The organism is Roseivirga sp. AWQ4_251 (genome assembly GCF_056158225.1).
This window is the reverse complement of sequence record NZ_JBSWSW010000001.1, coordinates 2082667-2103616: the sequence shown is the minus strand read 5'-3', so window position 1 is coordinate 2103616 and position 20950 is coordinate 2082667. Positions and strand designations below refer to the sequence as shown.

Genomic DNA, 20950 nt, shown 5'->3' with positions numbered 1-20950 from the left:
TGCAAGGGCATCAAGTTGCGCTAGCCAATTGAAAAGTGTAGCTTTTCTTAATTTTGTTAAAGCCTGAAATCAAGAAGAAAATTGGAATCACCGATAGGATGGTATCCAAAAGTAAGATTTCAGAATAGTTCTCAATCAGGAAGAAAGTACCCAAACTGAAACCTGTGTAGAGAATAGTCAAAACCGCAAAGGATTTGAATGAAGATACTGCAGGGCCTTCAATTTCAAATAGTTTGATGGCTAATCTTACACTATGATAGAAATAGAGCACCATAGCCACTGCAAACACGCCTGATAAAATGTTGATTGTACTGGTCGAAAACTGGCCTTCTAAACCATACTTACTGTCGATCGCCCAAATTAAATATGAAGGGATTGTGATCGCAATGAGCCAGTTGAGGTGAGTATTGGCTTTTTTGAAATCGAGCAATTTCGAAAGGTAGTTTTTTACGCCTATAAAAGCTCTGATTTCGGAAGCCAGCATTGCAATGATGAAAACACTGTACAATGTCATTTGGCGATTTTCTACCAATTCCAAAACGGTAATGGCAACGATGGAAGTCAGTAAAATCCATCCTGAAATAATGCTGAAGTCTATTTCTTTGCGATGTTCTTCAGCGCTAGAATCTTTAAATATGGGTTTCGGTGCTCTTTTTAAAAGTGGAGCTAATTCGTTGAAATCTTTTGCTGTTTTCCATTCTTCTGAGCCATCCTTCCGCACTAAACTTTCTCTGTTAATAGTCTCTAGTAATCCTTTTGTTTTGAGAGGGCCAAATTGTTGGTCATTCTTTTTGTAATACCATGCTTGTTCCATCTTTTTAGGTTTTTAGAATAATTGAAAAGTTAACAATTAGACTACGAAAAAGAATCCAGAGAGTAGCGTTAGGTCATTTTTAGAATTGAATGGTTGCGATGTGTTTTTTTCGGTAAGTGGTTATTTTTAAGGCTTTTGAATGAAAAGGAACAAAAATAAATTATAACATTTTTTAACACATGAAGCTTCAAAAACTTGTCTTTAGCTCTTAAGTCAGTTTAGGTTGAAATGCTAAAACGCATTTTGTAATGGGGTTTGCTGAGTTGCTACTTACTCGCCATTGATCTTCTTTAAGTAATCGATAACACCCAAAACATTATCCATTTCGGTGTAAACGAAACTTTCGCTGGATTTAGCCTCAACTTTTTCATGCACCCAAGTATCGTGAAAGGGAATATGAATGGCTCTGCCTCCAATTTCACATATGGGAAGAATATCGGATTTAAGCGAGTTTCCAATCATTAGAAATTCATGAGCTTCAATTTTATGCTGGCTGAGGATTTGGCAATAAGTTGCAGAATTCTTTTCGCTTACAATTTCTATATGCCGAAAATGATCAGCCAAACCCGATCTTGCTATTTTGGTTTCTTGATCCCATAAATCGCCTTTGGTTATGATCAGAAGCCTATATTCATCTTTCAATGCTTCAATGGTTTCTTCAATACCAGGCAATATCTCTACGGGGTGAATCAACATTTCCTTACCAAGGTTGATGATGCGTTCAACATCTCTTCCTTCAATTTTATAATCCGTGAGTTGCAAGGCCAACTCAATCATGGAAAGCATAAATCCTTTGATGCCATAGCCAAAAAGTTCCAAATTTCTTCTCTCGACTTCATAGAGCTGAAGTTCCAATAAGTTGGTGATTTCGAAGTATTGCCCTAGAATTTCTTCGTAAGCAAGTCGTGTTTTCGTAAAAATGGGTTCGTTTACCCAAAGTGTATCGTCAGCATCGAAGGCAATGGTTGTGATTTTAGACATGATTGTTTTTGTGTATTTCCGATTGGATAAAGTTAGCAGGTTAAACTAGGTCGTTCAAACCCTGAAAAAACCAGCCATAAATTAAAGCTGCCTGTCAGAAGATTAAAGGCTATTTACGGTAATTTTTTTAAGAATATAGTAATGTGCTATAGTCATTACATGTGGATATGGCGCTTAAAAAACTGAAATCAACCTAATTAAACCACACCCTAGATTAAACTACTATGTCTAAATTTCTCAAGAAAAACTACGGATGGCTAATCGTGACCCTTATTGCTCTCGGCCAATTGATTATTGTCATCGCACAGATAGATTTTAGCAACGGCATTTCGTACAAAGAAAGCCCCGATAGCCGATTTGACGATGGCCTTGCCTTTTTGGTACATGTAACGGGAGAATGGGCTATTCGCTGGATGGTGGCAATTTTATTAGCTACTCCGGTTACAATTCTTACGGGGCTTCACAGCGTATTGGTGCGACAAGCCTTGGGTATAGCCACTGCAATTTTCAGTATGCTCCACTTTGCGTTTTTTATTGTGGAAGAAGGTTTCAACGAGACTTTTGAAGAAATTAATTACATCGCAGGATTTTTAGCCATCATCATTCTTATTCCTTTGTTACTGACTTCAAACCGAAAATCAATGAGACTGTTGAAGAAAACCTGGAAGAAAATCCAGAGGTTCTCTTATGCGGTTATTGTGCTCAGTTTGATCCATATCGCTTTTTTGGAAGATGTATGGATTGCTTACGCTTTGGTAGTAGGCTTGGGCTTTGTCATGAGAATGGATTCGGTAAAAGAAAAAATTATTGCCAAACGTATTGAAGTTTTAAGCAAGTACACCGCCAAAGCTTAACACCAAACGGAAGCTAGATTGGAAAGGCACTTTGCAGCTTTAGCTGCAGGGTGTTTTTTGTTTTTGATCTTCTGGTTTTGAGCAAACTCCCAAACTATGATAGTTTATAGTTTTGCACAGCCCGTCTAAATCGGGAAAAAGACTTTCTGCATGGATACCTAGTCTATATAATTCCCGCTTTATATGCCTCTTTCTCTCAAAAGGAATCATAAACTTGAGAAGATTATATTGTATAGATATGTCCATAGGTATTGTTGGGTGTTTGAACAATTGAAAGATTCCTTGTTGAGCCTTAATGCGAGGACTTAGGTCTGGCACTAATAAGAAAGAATACTCAATTTCTTGGTTGAATGGATCTTCTTCTTGGTATAAATTAAACTTATCTGGGGCTTGATAGGCAATTAGAGCTCCGTCCACTTTTTCGTTTAGATCCTCTACTGCAAAGTATAGAGCTGTTAATATGCTGAGAGACCAATCGAGTAATCTTGTTTTAAGACCATGATGTTGTGCAGCAGCTAATAAAATTAACTGATTGGTTTCCGTTAATTGATAATGGGTTTTAATCTTGAAATGATCAAATGATTGACGTTCCAGTCTTAGAAGTTTTGAAACATCTCCTTTAAAACCCTCTGAGTCAATTAGGCGACCAATTCCTGGGGTCAGTTTATAACCACAGTAGCCATGACCTCGAAAGAGCCACGTTTTAGAATAACAATGTTTATTAGTTAACTTAATGGCATCCTCGATAGAATGGATTTGTTCAAATGTCATTTTTGAAATTTTTTTAATGAAAATTAAAAAATAAATAATATCACTTCTTCTTCCAAGCCAACAGAGCAGGAAGTAAAATCATATCGGCTGCTACTGCCAAAGCAAAAGTGATAGCTGAAAAAAGGCCTATATAGAAAGTAGTGCTAAAGCCAGAGCATAGAAAAACCATAAAACCAACGGAAAGCACCAGAGTGGTCAGCAAAATGCTTTTTCCAGCCGAAATGAAGGTGCGCTGAATCGCTTCGCGATGGTCGTGCGTTTTTCTTTCCAATTTATAACAGGTAATAAAGTGGATACTATCGTCTACAGCAATACCAAAAGCTATACTGAAAATCACTGCGGTAGCAATATTCAAATCGACATGAAGAAGCCCCATAATTCCGCTGAGCATTATTAAAGGCAAAACATTTACAAAAACGGCAACCAGCATAATGTACCAACTTCTGGCAATAAGAAGCATAAGCCCAGCCACAATTACAATAGCAATAAGAAGTCCTTTAATAATAGAAGTTACAATGTAATCATCGGTTTTGTCAATCAGGTAAGATGTACCCGTAAGCCGATAATGGTATGAGTTGTTATCTATGTTTTGGGCCATAAAGGTTTCGAAGGCCTGATTTCGCTTTCGAGCTTCGGCACTTCCAATATCTTGCATGCGGCCATTAATTCTCATCGTAATACCGTTTTCAGACTGAACACGATTTCTGAAATCTTCAAACTTTCCAGAATAATAGAACCTTTTGATTCTGGCCAAATCTTCTGCCTTGGGCAAAATATATGCACGATTTGAGCCGCCATTCAATGCTTGGTTTATGGTTTTAATAATGGCTAATGGAGATTCAATATGGCTCACTCCGTATGTGGCTTTTAAATAGTTTTCGGTTTGATCTAGGGCTTCTAAAGTTTCTGAAGTGAAAAGTGAACTTTCGCTAGGCAGCGTGAAAGTCATTTCAAACGGGCGACTTCCATCATAGTATTTATCGAAATATTGAACGGTTGCTGTGAGCGGGTCATTCTTATCTACCCCAACAAAAATGTAAGTGTTCTTTTTCACCCACAGGGTTGCCAAAATGCCTAATACTAAAAGCGCGAATGAAGTAAGAGTGATGCCCGATTTTCGCTTTATAATCCAGCTAAAAACCATATTCAGTCTTGTAGACCAATCGGTTTGACTCCTCTTTTTTCCATGTAAGCTTTTACCCAAAATTGTCAGTAGGCAAGGAACGGTGATGAAAATAACCACAAAGGCGATTACCACACCAACACCTGTATAGATACCGAAGTTTTTAATCGGACTTACTGGTGAAACAATGAGTGAGAAAAAGCCCACAGCCGTAGTGAGTGAGGTTAGCAAGGTGGCCAAACCCACATGTTTAATGCTGTGTTTCAATGCCGATGAAACTCCTTGTTCAGTTTTTAGAAGATCATTGAATTTGTTGCAGAGATGAATTACATCCGACATGGATACAACCAGCAGAATAGGAGGAATCATGATAGAAAGAATATCCACGGGATGCCGCATCAGCCCGAAAAATCCCATCATCCAAATTAGGGTAATAAGCAGAGCGAGTAACGGAATGATTACTCCTCTAAAAGAGCCAAAAACGATAACCAACATGGTGATTACCACCAAAACTGCAATGCCTAGGAGTGTAGCCAATTCGTTCTTCAACCGGATTGAAAAATCATATTGCGCCTGAACTTTGCCGGAAATGATATAGTCATTAAATCCGCTGTTTTCCAGTTCATTTTGGAGTTCTTCATAAAAGGCATCGGCCAGTTTTTTATCTCCAAACTCAATATGGCGAAGAATCAAGCCAAGCGATTTGTCATCCTTGCCAAAAAACTGGCCATAAACACGTTCATTGTTTTCAATGTCTTTCCATTCAATATCCCGATTGGGAGGGAAAACGTTGAAGCTGTTTACACTCAAAGGAGTAACCTGAAACCGCTTATAGTTTGTTGGTGAAATAACGGCTTCAATGGCTTTCTCTTTTTCCAATTTTTGCGTGAGTTCATCTATTCTTTGAAGAAAATTTGAACCCAAAGGGTCTTCATCTTGAATAGAGAGAAGCAGGAAGTTGTTGTAAACGCCAAATTCTTCGGTTATGCCTAAATAGTATTCAAGATCTGTGTCGCCTTCGGGAAAAAATGAATCGAAATTATCGTTGAACTTTAGGAAGCGAATTTGAGAGCCTAAGGCCAGAGTAATGAGAAGAATGAGGAGTAGTCCGCTGTAGGCTTGGCGTTTATTCACATTTGTAAATATAGTGATCAAAAACTTTAACCCACCAACTTCGCTTTCGTTTCAAAATTGCCTTATTTTGAAGTCGAACGAACGCAAAAGATTTCTGGAATATGAAACAGTATCATGATTTGATGAGGCACATTTTGGCCAATGGTGTAGATAAAGGAGATAGAACTGGGACAGGCACCAGAAGTGTTTTTGGTTATCAGATGCGTTTCGATTTATCAGAAGGTTTTCCTGTAATCACCACCAAAAAGCTTCATTTACGATCGATCATCCACGAGCTTTTGTGGTTTCTGAAAGGGGATACCAACATTTCCTATTTGAAAGAAAATGGTGTTTCTATTTGGGACGAATGGGCTGACGATGAAGGCAATCTAGGGCCAGTTTATGGCTATCAGTGGAGAAATTGGCCAGCAAGAGATGGCGGTACCATCGATCAGATTACGAAGGTGATTGATCAAATTAAGAATAACCCCAATTCAAGACGTTTGATAGTAAGCGCTTGGAATGTAGCCGATGTAGATAACATGGCTTTACCTCCTTGTCATGCGTTTTTCCAATTCTATGTAGCTGATGGCAAACTCTCTTGCCAGTTATATCAACGCAGCGCAGATGTATTTTTAGGTGTTCCTTTTAACATAGCATCTTATGCATTGTTGGTGCTAATGGTAGCTCAGGTTTGCGATTTAGAGCCGGGTGAATTTGTTCACACTTTTGGCGATGCTCATTTATACTCAAATCACTTTGAGCAAGCAGAATTGCAGCTTTCAAGAGATTTTCGGCCTTTACCAACTATGAAGATTAATCCTGAGGTTAAGAATATCTTTGATTTTAAATTTGAAGATTTTGAATTGGTTGGCTACGATCCACACCCACATATTAAAGCGGCTGTAGCTGTGTAATTAAATTGCCCAGAATGGTTTCCGGGCTTTTATATTCTTTTCCATTGAAAGTTCTGAAGTATTTAATGCCGCTGGCATTTGTGCTGAAAATCATTTCGGCACTTTCTAAAACAACAGGTGCTTCTTTTACTTCTTCAACTTCGATTTGATTCAAGATCCACTTTCGCATTACGCCCTCGATACAACCGGTGGAAAGGCTTGGCGTATATAATTTCCCTTCTTTAACCCAAAATAGATTTGCGATGTGGGTTTCGGCTAAGTAGCCATCACCATTCAGCAGAATAATATCGTCCCAATTTTTTGCCTTTCTTTCAACACCTGCTAACACATAGGGTAGGGCACTCATTGTTTTAGCGAACGAAGTAGGAGAAAGATTGACAATGGCTTTTTCGGCTATTCCAATGGTTTCGGCTTGGCTAAATGGATTGGTTATGCTTTCGGCCACTTCTAACAGAAAACAAGAATTTGAATTTTCTGGGGTATAAAGGCCGCCATTCTCGCGCCAAACTTGTAATCTTGCGCGAATGTTGCCCTGCACCTGATTTTCTTCGGCTAAGTCACTAATCATTTTGGTTAAAGAAAAGCTTGAAAATTCAGGAGGTCGGATTCCCAAAACTGTGCATCCTTTGATTAATCTTTCTAAATGAAAATCAATCAAATTAATTCGGTTAGGGCCTGTAACAATTGTTTCGAACAGGCCGTCTCCATAGCAGAATGCACGATTCCGATGATCGAGACTAAGTTTTTCGATTGAGATGAGTCGGGAATTAAATATCGCTTTCATGTAGGTAATGAACCACTTAAACAGATTGCGCGACTAAGTAGGCGATATTTATCTAATATTGAAAGCAGAATAAATTAACCAATGGCTGAGCAGAGTAGTGTTTTTGACATGATTGGTCCCGTTATGATTGGCCCATCGAGTTCTCATACCGCAGGAGTGGTGAGAATCGGTAGAGTGGCCAGAAAAATTTTGGGATGTTCTCCAGAAAGTGCCGAAATCACTTTTTACAATTCATTTGCCCGAACCTACGAAGGGCATGGTAGCGACAGAGCCATAATTGCAGGATTACTTGATTTTAAAACGGACGATACACGCATAAAAACTGCTTTTGATGAAGCAGAAAAGGCGGGCTTTGTTTTTAGTTTCCGTTCTGTGGGTAATTCTCTAACCATGCACCCTAATACTGTTAAAATTAGAGTGACTGCCAAAGGTGAAACTGTGGAGGTAATTGGCGAAAGTAGAGGAGGAGGAGTAATTAAGATTACAGGAGTGAACGGATTCTCTGCAGGCTTCAATGCCAATCTTCACACCCTAATTATAACCGCAGAAGATAGAAAAGGAGCCATTGCCTTTATTGCCAGCGTACTTTCTAATTCAGAATGCAATATTGCGAACATGTCGGTAAACCGTAAAGGTAAATCCGACTTGGCTTGTCACTTTATAGAAGCTGATTCAGGGCTGGATAAACTAACAATTGAATATTTGAACCATTTGAGTTGGGTGAAAAAGGTCATTTACATACCCGACATAGATTTTTAAACTCTAAAACATGATTTGGAAAAGAAAACTTTACCTCGGTATTGCCGGTCTGTGTATGTTCTTTTCGTCCTATGGTCAAAGTGGATGGACGCTTGAACAATGCATAAATTACGCATGGCAAAACAACCTGACAGTTCGAAATAGCGAACTGACCAAATTGAACAATGAGATTTCTCTCAAAGAATCAAAGTTTTCCCTGTTACCTAGCGTAAATGCCAATGGTAGAGTGGGTAAATCTTTTGGTAGAACCATTGATCCTGTATCCAATAGCTTTATCTCGACTGACTTCTTAAGTAGTGGGGTTTCTGCTAATGCATCGGTAACATTGTTCAACGGAGGAATTCTTAGAAACAGAATCAAGCAAAACGAGTTGAATCTCGATGCTAGTGAGTTTGATGTTGAGAAAGCCAAAAATGACATTGGGGTTACTGTAGCCACAAACTTTTTGAATGTTCTTTTGAATCAAGAACAGCTTAACAACGCTCAATTTCAATTAGAGTCGGCCAAAAGCCAATTGGAGCGTACTCAAAAATTGGTTCAAGCAGGGTCACTTCCTTTAACCAATCAATTGGATTTAGAATCGCAGGTGGCTACCAATGAGGTTTCAGTTGTAAATGCTGAAAACGCATTAAGGCTTGGGATTTTGAACCTTAAGCAGGCGATGCAAATGTCGGCCGATGAGGAATTGGAAATTGTGGCTCCTGAAATTGACATTGATCAAATTGTGTTAGCTAGTGAATCACCATCTCAGATTTATCAAGTTGCTTTAGAAGGTCAGCCAGAAGTGAAAAGTGCTGAACTTGGTATTGAAAGTAGCGACATGGGAGTGAGAATTGCTAAAGGTTCTTTCTATCCTTCATTAAGTTTGAGTGGAAGTATTTCTACCAACCACTCAGATAGAGCAAGAGATTTGTTAAGAACTGAGCCAGTAACAATTCCAAGTCAACAAATTGGATTTGTACAAGGTACTAATCAAAGCGTTTTCTCTAACTCAACTGTACAGAATGTTCCTGTTTATTCAGATAAGTATGGCGTTTTGAATCAATACGCTGATAACCGTGGTGAATCGGTTTCATTAAACTTGAATGTTCCAATTTTTAGCAGATACTCAAACAGTGCCAATTTGCAAAGAGCAAAAATCGCTCAGCAAAGAGCTGAAATCACTTCTCAAAATGTGAAGAATCAATTGAGACAAACCATTGAATCTGCTTACAATAGCGCTTTGGCAGCATTAAATACGTATAACGCTACACTTAAAAGAGTGGCAGCTTTAGAAGAGTTTTTCAGAGCTACAGAGCAACGTTACAATGTTGGTGATGTGAATTTTGTAGAGTATCAGGTGTCGAACAATAACCTGTTTGCCGCTAGAGCAGACTTGATTCGAAACAAATACGAGTACGTATTTAGAACCAAGATTTTAGATTTTTATTTAGGAAACCCAATTACATTAAAATAACATGGCTAAGAAAAAAGGATCAAATAAGTTAATCTATATACTGCTTATTGCGCTAGTATTGATTATCGTAATTGCCATTGTAGGTAAGCAAGCTGGTTTTATCGGTCAGCCAAACACCCTGAAAGTTCAAATGGCTGAAGCAAAACGTACAACTATTGTTGAAAAAGTAACAGCTTCTGGAGTTGTTCAACCTGTTACCGAAATCAAGCTTAGCCCTGATGTTGCTGGGGAAATTATTGAATTGAATGTAGAAGAGGGCGATTATGTAAATGAAGGAATGGTTTTGGTGAAAATCAGACCTGATAACCTTCAGTCTGCTTTAGATAGAGCCAGAGCAAACTTAAATCAGCAACGTGCCAACTTAGCATCAAGCAAAGCGCAGGTTTCTAGAAACAAAGCTCAATTAACTCAATCAGAATTGGCTTATAAAAGAGCTGAGCAGTTGAAAAAGGAGAACGTAATTTCTGATGCTGATTTCGAAACTGCTAAAGCAAATTATGAAGTAGCAAAACAAAACCTTGAAGCTTCAGAAGAAAGTGTTAAAGCGGCTGAGTTTATCATCAAATCGAGTGAGGCTACTGTTCAAGAAGCAGAAGAGAACGTTCGTCTTACCGTTGTGAGAGCCCCTTCTAGCGGAACCATTTCTAAGTTAGATGTTGAAAAAGGTGAACGTGTAGTTGGGACTCAACAAATGGCTGGTACTGAAATGATGCGTATTGCTGACCTTACCAAAATGGAAGTTCAAGTTGATGTGAATGAGAACGACATTATCAGGGTTTCTTTAGGGGATACGGCAGTAATTGATGTAAACTCATATACTTCTATGGATAAGAAATTCCAAGGTGTTGTAACTGCAATTGCTAATACAGCCAATACTAAATCATCAGCTGATGCGGTAACTGAATTCCAAGTGAAAATAAGAATCTTGAATGAATCTTTCCAAGATTTGATGTCTGAAATTCAAGGCCCATCTCCATTCCGTCCTGGTATGACAGCGAGTGTTGAAATTATCACCACTACTAAAAATAACGTTCTTTCAGTTCCTTTAGCAGCAGTAACTACGCGTAACTTGAACGATAAGGGTGGTGTGGTTAATTCAGCGCCTTCACAAGACAATGAAACTCCAAATTCACCAAGCGCTAAGCCAGCACAGGAAGAGGATATCAAAGAAGTTGTGTTCATCAATGATGGTGGAAAAGCGAAAATGGTGGAAGTTAAAACTGGAATCAGTGACTACGATAATATCGAGGTAATTCAAGGTATTAAAGAAGGGGATCAAGTAATTTCAGGGCCTTTCTTTGTAGTGTCGAAGCAAATCAAAGAAGGTGACTTAGTGGAAAAAACTGAGGCTAAATCTTTCGGAGGAACAACCGCTGGAAACAACTAGTCTGAAATAAATTGAATAGAAAAAAGGGGCTGAATCATCTGATTCAGCCCCTTTTTTTAGCCTTCTTCTGCAATTTTAGCTCGTTCTTGAGCCACCCATTTTTTCAAATCTTCAATTTGTGCTTCTGAAAGTTGAGCCTCTTTGTGCATAGGAGTATAATTTGGTAAAGGCATATGTCCGGCTTCTACCTCTTCTACCATTTCATCCAATTTATGGTCTCGCTTTCTAGCGGAATAAGTGCCCCATTCAGAAAAGTTTAACTCATCTCTCCCGTGTTCAATGTGCTCAGCTATCCACCAACTCACAGGGGCAACATTGGCATACCAAGGGTAACTAGGCTGATTGGAATGGCAATCATAACAAGCGCCTTTCAGCATTGAAGCCATAGATTGATCTACGTTCAATATTTCAATTATGTCATTTTCAGTAACGGGTTCAGCTATTTTTTCTGGCCTGTTAATAAACTGAATTACTATAAAAACAAAGAGCAGGAAAAGGAGCACATAACGCAATATCTTTTTCATAATGTGAGATGAATTTGGTTCTTACAGCATGTAATATCAAAAATTCCTGAGAATAGAAGGGAATGCCAAATCTTAAAAATGACTTAAAAAAGAAAAGCCCGGTGACCAGCCGGGCTTTTCAAAACTGCTGAAAATGTATGTTAATTATTGTCAGAGCTGATGGAGATAGCTCCGGTTCCATGGACTGCTTTTCCATTTATTATAGTCGTTGAGGTGGCCCCAGAAGCTGGAGCTACGCTATAATAGAGGTCAGATCCGATGGTTGTAAAGCCTGGGATGGAAGTGTTAGAAGCTAGCTTTTTAATGTCTATTTGCTCCTTTACTTGTTCCAAACTTCTTTGTCCGCTAGAAAACGCATCGATTGTCTTTTTGCTAACTACCATGCGAATGCTTCTTGGTACTTTAGAATTTCTGCTGATACCGTTCAAGTTTACATTCATGATAATCACTTCATCGTCTCCTAAACTTCTAAGTGTTCTGCCATATTTCACTAGGTTCTCTTTCAAAATGTCTTCCAATTGAGGGTAGGCTTCTTCCATCTCTTTATTCAATTCCTCTTCTGTTTTATCATCTTTGCCTACGCCAACAGCCCCTGTTCCTGAATCTCTTAAATAGAATACGGAACGAGCATTTCTTGAAGAGAGATTAAGGTTATACATCACTCCAAAACCTTCAAAGTATGTCCAAGAGGTGCTGCCGCTTCTGGTAAAAGCATTGCTGATGGAGCTAGAGAACAAATCATCGAAAATACCAGCCAATATTTTTGCATCGAGCATTCCTTTTTCATCAGTTCCTGATTTAGTCACTTTGATTTTAGACATAATGCTGCTTTCATTGATTTTACCAGAGGCAAAATCCTTTAAGTCTTTGTAGGTAGCCATAACGCTAAGCCTTCTTTTGTTATCCCCGCGAGAGCTAGAGATTATTGCATATGCCCCGTTGATTTTTGTGTTTTCAGATTTTACATGGAGGGTGTATTCACACGAAACCTGTACTTTTTCTGAATCAGAGAGTTCGGTTAATAAGCTACCGTAGTTGGCCAGAAAGTTCTTCGCCAAGTCAGCAATTTTAGCCTCTTTTTCCTCATTTAACTTGTTCATGTCTTCTTCGGTAACTTCTTTGTTCTTGTCCGTTATTTCCACAGACTTTTTAAAACCTTGAGCAAATACCACATCATTATAAGTAGTGTATCCAGAACCGAAAAGCATATTGCTGTTCACGTTAAAAATGACGCCTGTGCTGGGAATGTTTACACCTTTTGCTCCTCTTGAACCAAAGAAGGATGCTCTTCCATCAGAGAAAATTTCGTCTAATACGTTTTCTAAAATATGGATGTCTTTATCCATTTTAGAAAGCTCTGATAAATCCACCTCACGGCTTGGATACCCTGCTACCACTACTTCTGACAAGCTGTTTTGCTGCGCTTTTGCGGGTGAAGCCAGGGCCGTAAATCCCATGATCATCAGCGCTAATTTGAATGTTGTTTTCGTTTTCATAATTCAGATATTGATTCTTTTACTTTGTTTCAAAATTGATTTTGGTTGAAAATTCTTGAGAATTGATCGAGCCTTGTTTGAAGTTCTCGAAATCAGAAACCTGCACTTTAGCCTCCAATGTGTAAGTGCGTTTATAGGCTAGGGGAGTTGGTTTCTGCTCTTCTTCTTTTTCGTTTTTGTCTTCAGGGTCCTTTACATCAAGGATGAACTGAATGCTCTCATTGTTTGGTAGTTTGGGCAAATAAGTGTTGAAATCGATAAGGAATTTGCTGATTGATTTCTGAAGTCTTTCTTGTTGAAGTTTTACCATGTTTTCTGAAAAGAAAGTGTCCATAACTTCGGCATCTGCATTGGTAAACATTCTGCTTTGCACGTTGATGAAAATCCGTGCATTTTCAGCTAAAAGCTTTATTGTAAGTCCTTTACCTTTTTGATATTCTGCTTCAGAGTGACTGAAAACGTTCATTAAGGGTTCATCGCTCCACTTTTTTAGAAAGTTTTCAAAGGTTACGCGAGTGACTTCGGCATCACGTTCAATCGCATTGAAGTTTCCATTTCCGGATTGAGCATTTAAGGAGAACTGAACCACCAGCCCCAAGATTGCCAATAGATATTTTGAGTTTTTGACCATTGTTATTTGTTGTTTGGAGAATTTCGAGCCATTATTCTTACTTCATTGGAAAGGTTGATGAGCGCATCTTCAATTTCCAAATGCTTGTTAATTGTAGCGTCTTCTAGTTGAGTGAAGGCCGCTTGGATATTATTTAAATCTTCAATTCGTTGGGTTTGCCAGTTGTCGGAAAAACTCACGATCAGTTCTCTGAAAATCTGCCTATAATCATCTTTCATTCTATCACTCAAATCGGCCATCTGATTAATCAATTGAGCTTTTTGTTCGGCAATGTTGAGGTCTATTTCAGTTTTTGTAAGCGGTACGTTTTCAATGAGGCCTGCTTGGTAGTTTAGTCCAGCCTGCAAAACTTGCATTTCAGAACCTAAACTATCTTTTACTGAGCCAATATTCTGGCTTACTCTTTTGTAAACTTCTTCCGTGTTTCTGGCCAAAAGCTGATTGACTTCATCTTCGCTTAGGCCATTGTGGATTTCACCAAAACCCAGTTGTAAACCTTGTTCGGAATAGTTGAATGTAAACCCGGAAGCCCAACCTGCTGTAATAATCAGTAGTATGGTAGCTGCTACGGCCACATATTTTCTCCAATACAACCACTCATCGTTTGTGCGTGGTAAAAGGAGAGGAGCTTGCGGAGTGATTTCTTCATCATCCCAATGGTTCATAGCCATTCGGGTAGATTCCATCTCCTCTAATTCCTTCTGGGCTTCAGGATTCGATTTTAAGTATTCTTCAATCCGAGCCTTATCTTCCTGGCCCAGCTCATCGTAGAGATAGGCTATCAGGTCTTCGTTGGTTGGTTTATAGCTCATAATGAATCGTTTCTTTATTAATGTTCCATTGCTCAAGCTGCTTTTTTAAAGAGCCTAAAGCGTAGTATAATCTCGATTTAACTGTGTTTTCAGAAATATTCATGGCCTCTGCTATTTCTCTAATTTTCAGGCCTTCATATTCTTTCATAATCACCACCATGCGTTGTTCTTCCGGTAAAGCGGCTAGAGCTTTCTTTAGCACATCTTTCAGTTCCAAATTGCCAAACTCTCTTTCAGGGTCGGCATTTCTGTGGGTAGTTTCGGTGTTTTCAATTTGGGTCTTATCGTTTTTGCCTTGAATTTTCATGAATGGAAAAATCCATTTCTTCTGTTGCCTGCGAGCTTCTTCATGGCAATAGTTGCTGGCTATTCTATACAACCACGATTTGAAACTGGCTTCATCTTTAAGAGAGGCTAAGTTTTTATTCATGGAAATGAATGTTTTCTGAGTCACCTCCATGGCCTGATCGTGATCGGCAAAATATTTATAAGCAAAATTGTAAATGCGCTTATACCATTGCTTAACCAACTGGTTTAGCGCAATTGCATCACCCTCTTTCGCTGCTGTGATTAAGAAGTTGGTTTGTGGCATCAGGCTGATTTCCTTCATTGAATTATCGTCTTCCCAACTTTAGGATGAAACACGCGTGAAAAAAGTTTGATGGAATTTATGAAAATGTTTCCGCTTACTTATTGTTGAATTTTAATCATCTGAATTTCAGTTAATTATAGTTGTAATAAACTAAGAAGTGAAATACATGATTTAGATCAGGTTTTTTAGGTAACCAAGGTCACTTTTTCAGTTGATCGACATCAATTCAATCCCCTAAATATTAGCGCACCTTTGTTGTGTAATCAAAACGATAAGGCGATGAAACTCATCAATCATCAATCATTTTTCAGACTGGTTTTGGCTGCTAGCATTTTCTTAGGTGTTCAGGGCCTTCAAGCTCAAACTACTTTTAAGTTAAGCGAAGCCAACCAGAGTTTTATAGTAAAAGGTACTTCCACGCTTCACGATTGGCATATGGAAAGCCAAGAAGCCAAAGGAAGTTGTGTAGCCAATGTTAAATCTGGCAGTATAGAGTTTATCTCGGGTTCTGTTCAGCTTACGGCTGAGACTTTAAAAAGCGGTAAAAAAGGCATGGATAAGAATGCTTACAACGCGCTTAAAACCGATGATAATCCACAGATCAAATTCCAATTAGGTTCATTTGAGTCGAATGGAGCAAAAGGTGTGATTAAAGGAAAACTCACTTTAGCAGGAACTACCAAAGAAGTTCAGTTTGAAGTGAACGTAACCGAGAAATCATCTTCAATCCAATTGACAGGTTCTACAACATTCAATCTTACATCTTTCAATGTAGAACCACCAACCGCCTTAATGGGCACAATCAAAACCGGTGACGAAGTCACCATCGAATTCAATGCAACTTTCCAAAACTAATATAACCATGAAAACTTTTAGATTCACACTCGTTATTCTGTTCTTATTAAGCAGCGTAATGACCTTCGCGCAGGTAGATACCCGCAAACCTCTTCAGTTCTACAGACCAGCCGGAAAATCGGGTCTGAATGTATTTGAAACCCCAAAAGCAGATACCGTTAAGTATGAAGGCTTCCACGTAAGAGTTGGTGGCGACTTTGCCATTCAGTTTCAGGGTTTAAGTCATGAAAATTCTGTAGTGGGTGATCCATTAGTGGATTTAGGTTCAAACTTTAACCTACCAACTGCAAACCTTAACATAGACGCACAATTGGCCGATGGTATGAGAATGCACTTGAGAACCTACCTCTCTTCTCGTAACCACACTCAGGCTTATGTAAAAGGTGGATACCTGCAGTTCGATAAGTTAGACTTCATTCAAGAGGGATTCTTGTCTGGCTTGATGGATATAGCTACCATTCGTGTGGGTATGGACCAAATAAACTATGGTGATGCGCAGTTCAGAAGATCTGATAACGCAATGGCTATCTACAACCCATTTGTTGGAAACTACATTATGGATGCCTTTACTACTGAACCATTCTTGGAGGTGACTTTGCAGCCTTCTGACTGGATTTTGGTTGCGGGTATAACCAATGGTAGATTGAATCAAAGCCCGGTAAAAGGAGACGATGGGTTCGTATTCTACAGCAAAGTAGGTTGGGACAAACAAATGAATGACGACTTAAGACTGAGATTGACAGGTTCATTATACTCTAGCTCAGATAAAGGTACTCGAGACTATATCTACAATGGTGATAGAGCAGGAGGTAGATACTACAGCTTGTTGGCAACAGTGGCCAATGGAGGTAGCAACTTCGACCCAAGATTCAACCCTGGTTTTGCTTATCATACTGCTATTCAGATTAACCCATTCGTTAAGTATCAAGGCCTTGAGTTCTTCGGAGTGTATGAAGTAAGTTCAAATGGTAATGATGCTGTTGGCGGAAGCTTTACACAACTTGGTTTGGAAGCCCTATACAGATTTGGAGTGAATGAGCAATGGTATCTTGGTGGCCGATACAACTCAGTAAGCGGTGAAAAAGCTGACAATGCTGCAACCCAGGATATAAGCCGATTGAACCTTGGCGGTGGTTGGTTCATGACTAACAACGTGCTTATGAAACTTGAATACGTAAATCAAGAATACTCTGGTGCTGGTTTCAACAACAGCCGCTACCAAGATGGTAAATTCAACGGTATCGTACTCGAAGCAGTAATTGGCTTCTAATACCAAAACTGACACAGATAATTGCCTGAATTCAGGTATATTAAAACAAAGATTGAAGGTTTAAACCTTCCACAGCAGATGCACAGATTGATCGTATTCATATTATTGTTTTCTTCAATGTCACTACAAGGTCAGAGCTACCTTGTAGTGACGGAGAAAACTCTGGTTATCAACGGAAAAACTTCTCTAGGGAAGTTTTCTTGCGCTTATGAAAACGGAGTAGAACAAGACACTGTGCAGTTTGCTCATCCAACAGAATACAGTGTGCGCATTCCTGTTGATTCCTTTGGCTGCGGAAACCGAATGCTCGACAGAGACTTTGCAAAAACCCTTCGCGCTGAAGAATATCCCTTTATAGAAGTTGTTTTAGAAGATTTTGAAAACAAGAATTCCTCATATTCTGGAGTTCTGAATTTGAGATTGCTAGGGAAAGAACTCGAAATTTCGTCTGTTAGTTTTAAGGAAGAAAAAGGCGATGCTGGTAAATTCCTTTCAACGGATCTCTCTATCGGTTTAACCCAGTTTCAAATTAACCCACCAAAGAAGCTCTTTGGCCTGCTGAAAATTCAAGATGAATTGAATATAGAGCTTCACCTAAAAGTGAACTGATTTCTATTTGAGAAAGGAGATTTTCCCTTTGGAATTCCCTGCAATACGGTTCGCTTCTTCAGTTACAGATTTAGGGAAATGGTTGATTTCTAATATTTTAATGGCATTAGTACTGGTTAGGTTGCCTGTTTTTAGCTTATAGTCAAACAGTATTTCGTCATCTTCAATAACTTCAGAAAAATGATAGAGATCATACTCTTCTTTTAACAGTTCAACCATTTCCAGATCGTGGGTAGCGATAAACACCAAATTCGTGTTTCGATTTAAGTAGCTCAAAACCGCCTTTCCAGCAGCAATTCTTTCAACCGTATTGGTGCCTTTAAAGAGTTCGTCCAAGAGAATTAAGTTTGGATTTTCATCGCTTCCTTCTTCTAAAATTCCCTTGAGGGCTAGCACTTCTTCAAAATAATAACTCTTGTCACTTAATAAATCATCAGAAATTTGAATGGCTGAAAGCACCGGCATTCTGGGAGATTCAAAATGATCAGCAAAGCAAATGTTGAGCGTTTGGCCTGTAATGACATTAATCCCAATAGTTCTTATGAAAGTGGTTTTTCCTGACATATTTGATCCTGTTAGAATGATGGACTTGCCTGTTAGGGAGATCGAATTTTTGACAGGGTCAATGATTAATGGATGATAAAGTCCTTCGGCTTTTAGTGATTCTTGACTGGCAGACTGGCTAAAAGTGCAATGATGCTCAATGTCGTTTCTCAGCGCTCGAATGGAAATGGCTACATCAATTTGAGCTGTAAATTTGAAAATCGTATGAATGTTATCTCTTCTATGGTCTAGTTTTTTCAGGGCACTGAATAGCAAAATGGGTTCCGCTAAAAGCACGATACGCAGCAACTCAATAATGAATTCCGCTACTTGACCAACATCGGATTTAAGCCCTTCTTCGATTTTAAATATCGCTAATGTCCTTCCCATTCTGTCAATTTTCTGAATGGATTCGCTAAGGTTTGGTGGCGAACTCGGTGCAAAATCCTTCAGCCTTTTGGCTACTCGAACCATTCTAATTAGCTGAGGAATGGATGAGCCGTATTCATAAAGGTTCTTCTTATTCCAGTAATGAATGCCAAAGTTGATTGGAACAAGAAGAATGAAGGCGATCCAAAGCTGCGGAAGTAGGGTAGCGGCCAGCAAAATCAAAAGGATGTTTAATCCGCTGAGGCCTATAATCAGACCATACCATTTTGGTTTTTGAATGTATTCTTCTTGAAAAAGAGAACTAATGAATGAAGATTCTCTTTTATTCAATTTGCTGAGTTCTAAGAGACACTTTCTTTCTATTTCTGGTTGGGCTTCGAAGAACTCAATCAGTTTTTCTTGCTCACGAATGCGGTCTCCATTTTTAGGTATGGATCGAAGAAGGCTATAAAGATATTGTTGTCCAGGTTTTGAAATGGTTCGGTCGATGAACATAAATAGTTCATCCATGTCCAAATCGTTATAAGTTCTATCGGAAATTGAAGAGCAGGTTGAATCCGGTTTCAGCTTGAGCCAATAACGACTAATGCTTTCGAACAAAAAGCCACCATTTTTAAGCTTTGCGTGATTTTCTACTAATTGAAGACGCTCTTTAGAAATGGATCCGAACATTCGCGTGATTATAGGTTAAGAAGCTTGATTTACAGAACCTTTTTATGAGTTCGAACTGAAAAAGAGTAAGCGAGACAAAAATGAAATGTGAGGTGCTTTAATCGGTTGAATGTTTGCTGCGGATTAGCGGCTTCTTAAAACTTTTCTTTCAGCCATGTCATATTTTTGCCCCACTTTGAGCAAATGAAAACGCTCTTTTCCTTCAGGAATAGGTTCGTATTTATTCGTGTTTTGATTCCAATAAGTGCCATCGTAAACCACTATATAAGTGTCGCCAATCACTTCGAATTGATTTCCCTCTACCAATATTGCGGTGTTTTCATCTAGTGCAATTCCCAATAGATCGGGGTGTTTTTCTAATATTTCGAACATATCGAATTGGCGATTGCGAGCTAAAGTGTGTTGATCTACGGCAATGTTTTTTACGAAGGCCAAACCTTCTTCATGATCACCCATCATTACCGTATTGGTTTTTGAATCTCCTCTGGCCAAATATGAGCCCTGAATGGTAGCACCAGCCGAACTTCCTCCAATGACTCCACCACGTTCTAAAAGTGCATTTAGATTTTTCTGGGTGAGCGTGTTTAAATAGCTATCTGCCAATCTCCATTGTCTTCCGCCTAGAAACCAAACACCAGTTGCTTCATTGATAACATTCGCAAATTCGGGAGTGTCAGCTTCTTTAGGGTTGGTTGTGTGAAGCACAGTTACTTTCGATGCACCTTTTTCTTTCCACTCAGCAATAGTTCTTTCTACTACTTGAGGTGTGATGTTATTACCTCCCGCAGTAGGAATTACAATGATGTGAGAGTTATTTCCGCCTGCCAGTTCTATAAACTTGTTGAAAACGGATGTATCTCTTAGGGCGCCACCAGCAATAATCAAATGCCCATTTTTAGGTCCTGTAGTTTGTGCAATAGTTGCCGTTGCGAATAGACAGAAGAAGAAAGTATAGATTAATCGCTTCATTTTTTGATCATTTTAGCAACCTTGGTGGTCATGATTTCAACCCAAGCTTGATACATTTTGCCTGATGGATGCAGTCCATCTTCAGCTACAAGTGACAAATCCTCTTTTGCACCTTTGGAAATGGGAGTGATGTTGAAATATTGAACATCATATTTTTTGCTGATTTGCTTATTCACTTTGTTATAAGCTTTCAGCTCCTTTTCAATTTGCTCTTCTTTTTCGGCTCCGAAAGGCGTTTTACCATAGTCCGGAATAGAGACTACGAAAACATTTTCAGCTTTTCCTCCGGCCAGTTCGATAGCTATTTGAAGCAGTTCTTCAAATTCAGGAGTATAACTTTCTACGCTTTTCCCTTGGTACTGATTGTTTACCCCAATCAGGAGAGAAACCAAATCATAGGGTGGAGCTAATTCCTTGTCAGCTTCTATGGCGGCTTTCAGATCGTCAGTTCGCCAGCCTGTTTTAGCAATGATTTTCGGGTCAGACATAGAAATTCCTCTTTCTACCAATTGCGCTGCCAATTGAACAGGCCAACGTTCTGAAACCGCTACACTTTCTCCGATGGTATACGAATCACCCAATGCCAAATATTTGATGGAATTTTGACCAAGTGCAGATTGAGTCATAA

21 protein-coding genes are annotated in these 20950 nt (G+C 39.0%); 8 read left to right on the top strand and 13 right to left on the bottom strand.

Annotated elements, in window-relative coordinates:
• Window positions 1-10: 10 nt before the first annotated feature.
• Together ACXACJ_RS09165 and ACXACJ_RS09160 are read right to left on the bottom strand one after the other, a co-directional pair.
• Window positions 11-814, bottom strand: coding sequence for a DUF4339 domain-containing protein (locus ACXACJ_RS09165; RefSeq protein WP_475134063.1), 804 nt, complete (start codon window positions 812-814; stop codon window positions 11-13).
• A 270-nt stretch (window positions 815-1084) separates the two neighbouring features.
• Complete coding sequence (locus ACXACJ_RS09160) at window positions 1085-1795, bottom strand: HAD family hydrolase (RefSeq protein WP_475134062.1); 711 nt, start codon at window positions 1793-1795, stop codon at window positions 1085-1087.
• A 224-nt stretch (window positions 1796-2019) separates the two neighbouring features.
• Between ACXACJ_RS09160 and ACXACJ_RS09155 the strand changes: the two genes are divergently transcribed.
• Window positions 2020-2649, top strand: coding sequence for a ferric reductase-like transmembrane domain-containing protein (locus tag ACXACJ_RS09155; RefSeq protein ID WP_475134061.1), 630 nt, complete (start codon window positions 2020-2022; stop codon window positions 2647-2649).
• A 39-nt stretch (window positions 2650-2688) separates the two neighbouring features.
• On the opposite strand, the gene ACXACJ_RS09150 is transcribed toward ACXACJ_RS09155, so the two are convergent.
• Both ACXACJ_RS09150 and ACXACJ_RS09145 read right to left on the bottom strand, forming a co-directional pair.
• On the bottom strand, window positions 2689-3420 hold the full coding sequence (locus ACXACJ_RS09150) for an FRG domain-containing protein (RefSeq protein WP_475134060.1): 732 nt from the start codon (window positions 3418-3420) through the stop codon (window positions 2689-2691).
• 40 nt (window positions 3421-3460) lie between these two features.
• Window positions 3461-5677, bottom strand: a complete 2217-nt coding sequence (locus tag ACXACJ_RS09145) for an efflux RND transporter permease subunit (protein ID WP_475134059.1) — start codon at window positions 5675-5677, stop codon at window positions 3461-3463.
• 101 nt (window positions 5678-5778) lie between these two features.
• Between ACXACJ_RS09145 and ACXACJ_RS09140 the strand changes: the two genes are divergently transcribed.
• Entirely contained in the window at window positions 5779-6573 is a 795-nt protein-coding gene (locus tag ACXACJ_RS09140) for a thymidylate synthase (RefSeq protein ID WP_475134058.1), read from the top strand.
• Here the strand turns inward: ACXACJ_RS09140 and ACXACJ_RS09135 are convergent.
• Entirely contained in the window at window positions 6551-7357 is an 807-nt protein-coding gene (locus tag ACXACJ_RS09135) for an aminotransferase class IV (RefSeq protein ID WP_475134057.1), read from the bottom strand. The genes ACXACJ_RS09140 and ACXACJ_RS09135 overlap by 23 nt on opposite strands.
• Window positions 7358-7438: 81 nt before the next feature.
• On the opposite strand from ACXACJ_RS09135, the gene sdaAB reads away from it, so the two are divergent.
• The 3 genes from sdaAB to ACXACJ_RS09120 are packed head-to-tail and all read left to right on the top strand — an operon-like array spanning window position 7439 to window position 10959.
• Window positions 7439-8116, top strand: a complete 678-nt coding sequence (gene sdaAB, locus ACXACJ_RS09130) for an L-serine ammonia-lyase, iron-sulfur-dependent subunit beta (RefSeq protein ID WP_475134056.1) — start codon at window positions 7439-7441, stop codon at window positions 8114-8116.
• Window positions 8117-8126: 10 nt separating this feature from the next.
• Window positions 8127-9572, top strand: coding sequence for a TolC family protein (locus tag ACXACJ_RS09125; RefSeq protein ID WP_475134055.1), 1446 nt, complete (start codon window positions 8127-8129; stop codon window positions 9570-9572).
• 1 nt (window position 9573) lies between these two features.
• Window positions 9574-10959 carry an efflux RND transporter periplasmic adaptor subunit gene (locus ACXACJ_RS09120; RefSeq protein ID WP_475134054.1) on the top strand — a complete coding sequence of 462 codons (1386 nt, stop codon included), beginning with the start codon at window positions 9574-9576 and terminating at the stop codon, window positions 10957-10959.
• A 56-nt stretch (window positions 10960-11015) separates the two neighbouring features.
• Here the strand turns inward: ACXACJ_RS09120 and ACXACJ_RS09115 are convergent, their stop codons facing one another.
• The 5 genes from ACXACJ_RS09115 to ACXACJ_RS09095 all read right to left on the bottom strand — a co-directional run bounded on the left by ACXACJ_RS09115 (window position 11016) and on the right by ACXACJ_RS09095 (window position 15032).
• A complete protein-coding gene (locus ACXACJ_RS09115) occupies window positions 11016-11483 on the bottom strand; it encodes a heme-binding domain-containing protein (RefSeq protein WP_475134053.1) in 468 nt (155 codons plus the stop codon).
• A gap of 140 nt (window positions 11484-11623) precedes the next feature.
• Window positions 11624-12979, bottom strand: coding sequence for a hypothetical protein (locus tag ACXACJ_RS09110; protein WP_475134052.1), 1356 nt, complete (start codon window positions 12977-12979; stop codon window positions 11624-11626).
• A 19-nt stretch (window positions 12980-12998) separates the two neighbouring features.
• The gene (locus ACXACJ_RS09105; RefSeq protein WP_475134051.1) at window positions 12999-13610 is read right to left on the bottom strand and encodes a hypothetical protein; all 612 of its coding nucleotides are present in this window, start codon (window positions 13608-13610) and stop codon (window positions 12999-13001) included.
• A gap of 2 nt (window positions 13611-13612) precedes the next feature.
• Window positions 13613-14422: an anti-sigma factor family protein gene (locus ACXACJ_RS09100; RefSeq protein ID WP_475134050.1), complete on the bottom strand. Its 810-nt coding sequence runs from the start codon at window positions 14420-14422 to the stop codon at window positions 13613-13615.
• The gene (locus ACXACJ_RS09095; protein ID WP_475134049.1) at window positions 14412-15032 is read right to left on the bottom strand and encodes an RNA polymerase sigma factor; all 621 of its coding nucleotides are present in this window, start codon (window positions 15030-15032) and stop codon (window positions 14412-14414) included. Before ACXACJ_RS09095 ends, ACXACJ_RS09100 begins: the two co-directional genes overlap by 11 nt.
• 261 nt (window positions 15033-15293) lie before the next feature.
• On the opposite strand from ACXACJ_RS09095, the gene ACXACJ_RS09090 reads away from it, so the two are divergent.
• From ACXACJ_RS09090 to ACXACJ_RS09080, 3 genes are all read left to right on the top strand, one after another.
• The gene (locus tag ACXACJ_RS09090) at window positions 15294-15869 is read left to right on the top strand and encodes a YceI family protein (protein ID WP_475134048.1); all 576 of its coding nucleotides are present in this window, start codon (window positions 15294-15296) and stop codon (window positions 15867-15869) included.
• A gap of 7 nt (window positions 15870-15876) precedes the next feature.
• A complete protein-coding gene (locus ACXACJ_RS09085) occupies window positions 15877-17139 on the top strand; it encodes a hypothetical protein (protein WP_475134047.1) in 1263 nt (420 codons plus the stop codon).
• Between the two features lie 78 nt (window positions 17140-17217).
• Window positions 17218-17748, top strand: coding sequence for a hypothetical protein (locus tag ACXACJ_RS09080; protein WP_475134046.1), 531 nt, complete (start codon window positions 17218-17220; stop codon window positions 17746-17748).
• 3 nt (window positions 17749-17751) lie between these two features.
• Here ACXACJ_RS09080 and ACXACJ_RS09075 read toward each other — a convergent pair whose 3' ends face one another.
• The 3 genes from ACXACJ_RS09075 to ACXACJ_RS09065 form a co-directional block, all read right to left on the bottom strand.
• On the bottom strand, window positions 17752-19353 hold the full coding sequence (locus ACXACJ_RS09075) for a MutS-related protein (protein WP_475134045.1): 1602 nt from the start codon (window positions 19351-19353) through the stop codon (window positions 17752-17754).
• Between the two features lie 123 nt (window positions 19354-19476).
• Window positions 19477-20322, bottom strand: a complete 846-nt coding sequence (locus ACXACJ_RS09070; protein WP_475134044.1) for a cyanophycinase — start codon at window positions 20320-20322, stop codon at window positions 19477-19479.
• On the bottom strand, window positions 20319-20948 hold the full coding sequence (locus tag ACXACJ_RS09065; RefSeq protein WP_475134043.1) for an SGNH/GDSL hydrolase family protein: 630 nt from the start codon (window positions 20946-20948) through the stop codon (window positions 20319-20321). The genes ACXACJ_RS09070 and ACXACJ_RS09065 overlap by 4 nt, the downstream gene beginning before the upstream one ends.
• Window positions 20949-20950 lie beyond the last annotated feature (2 nt).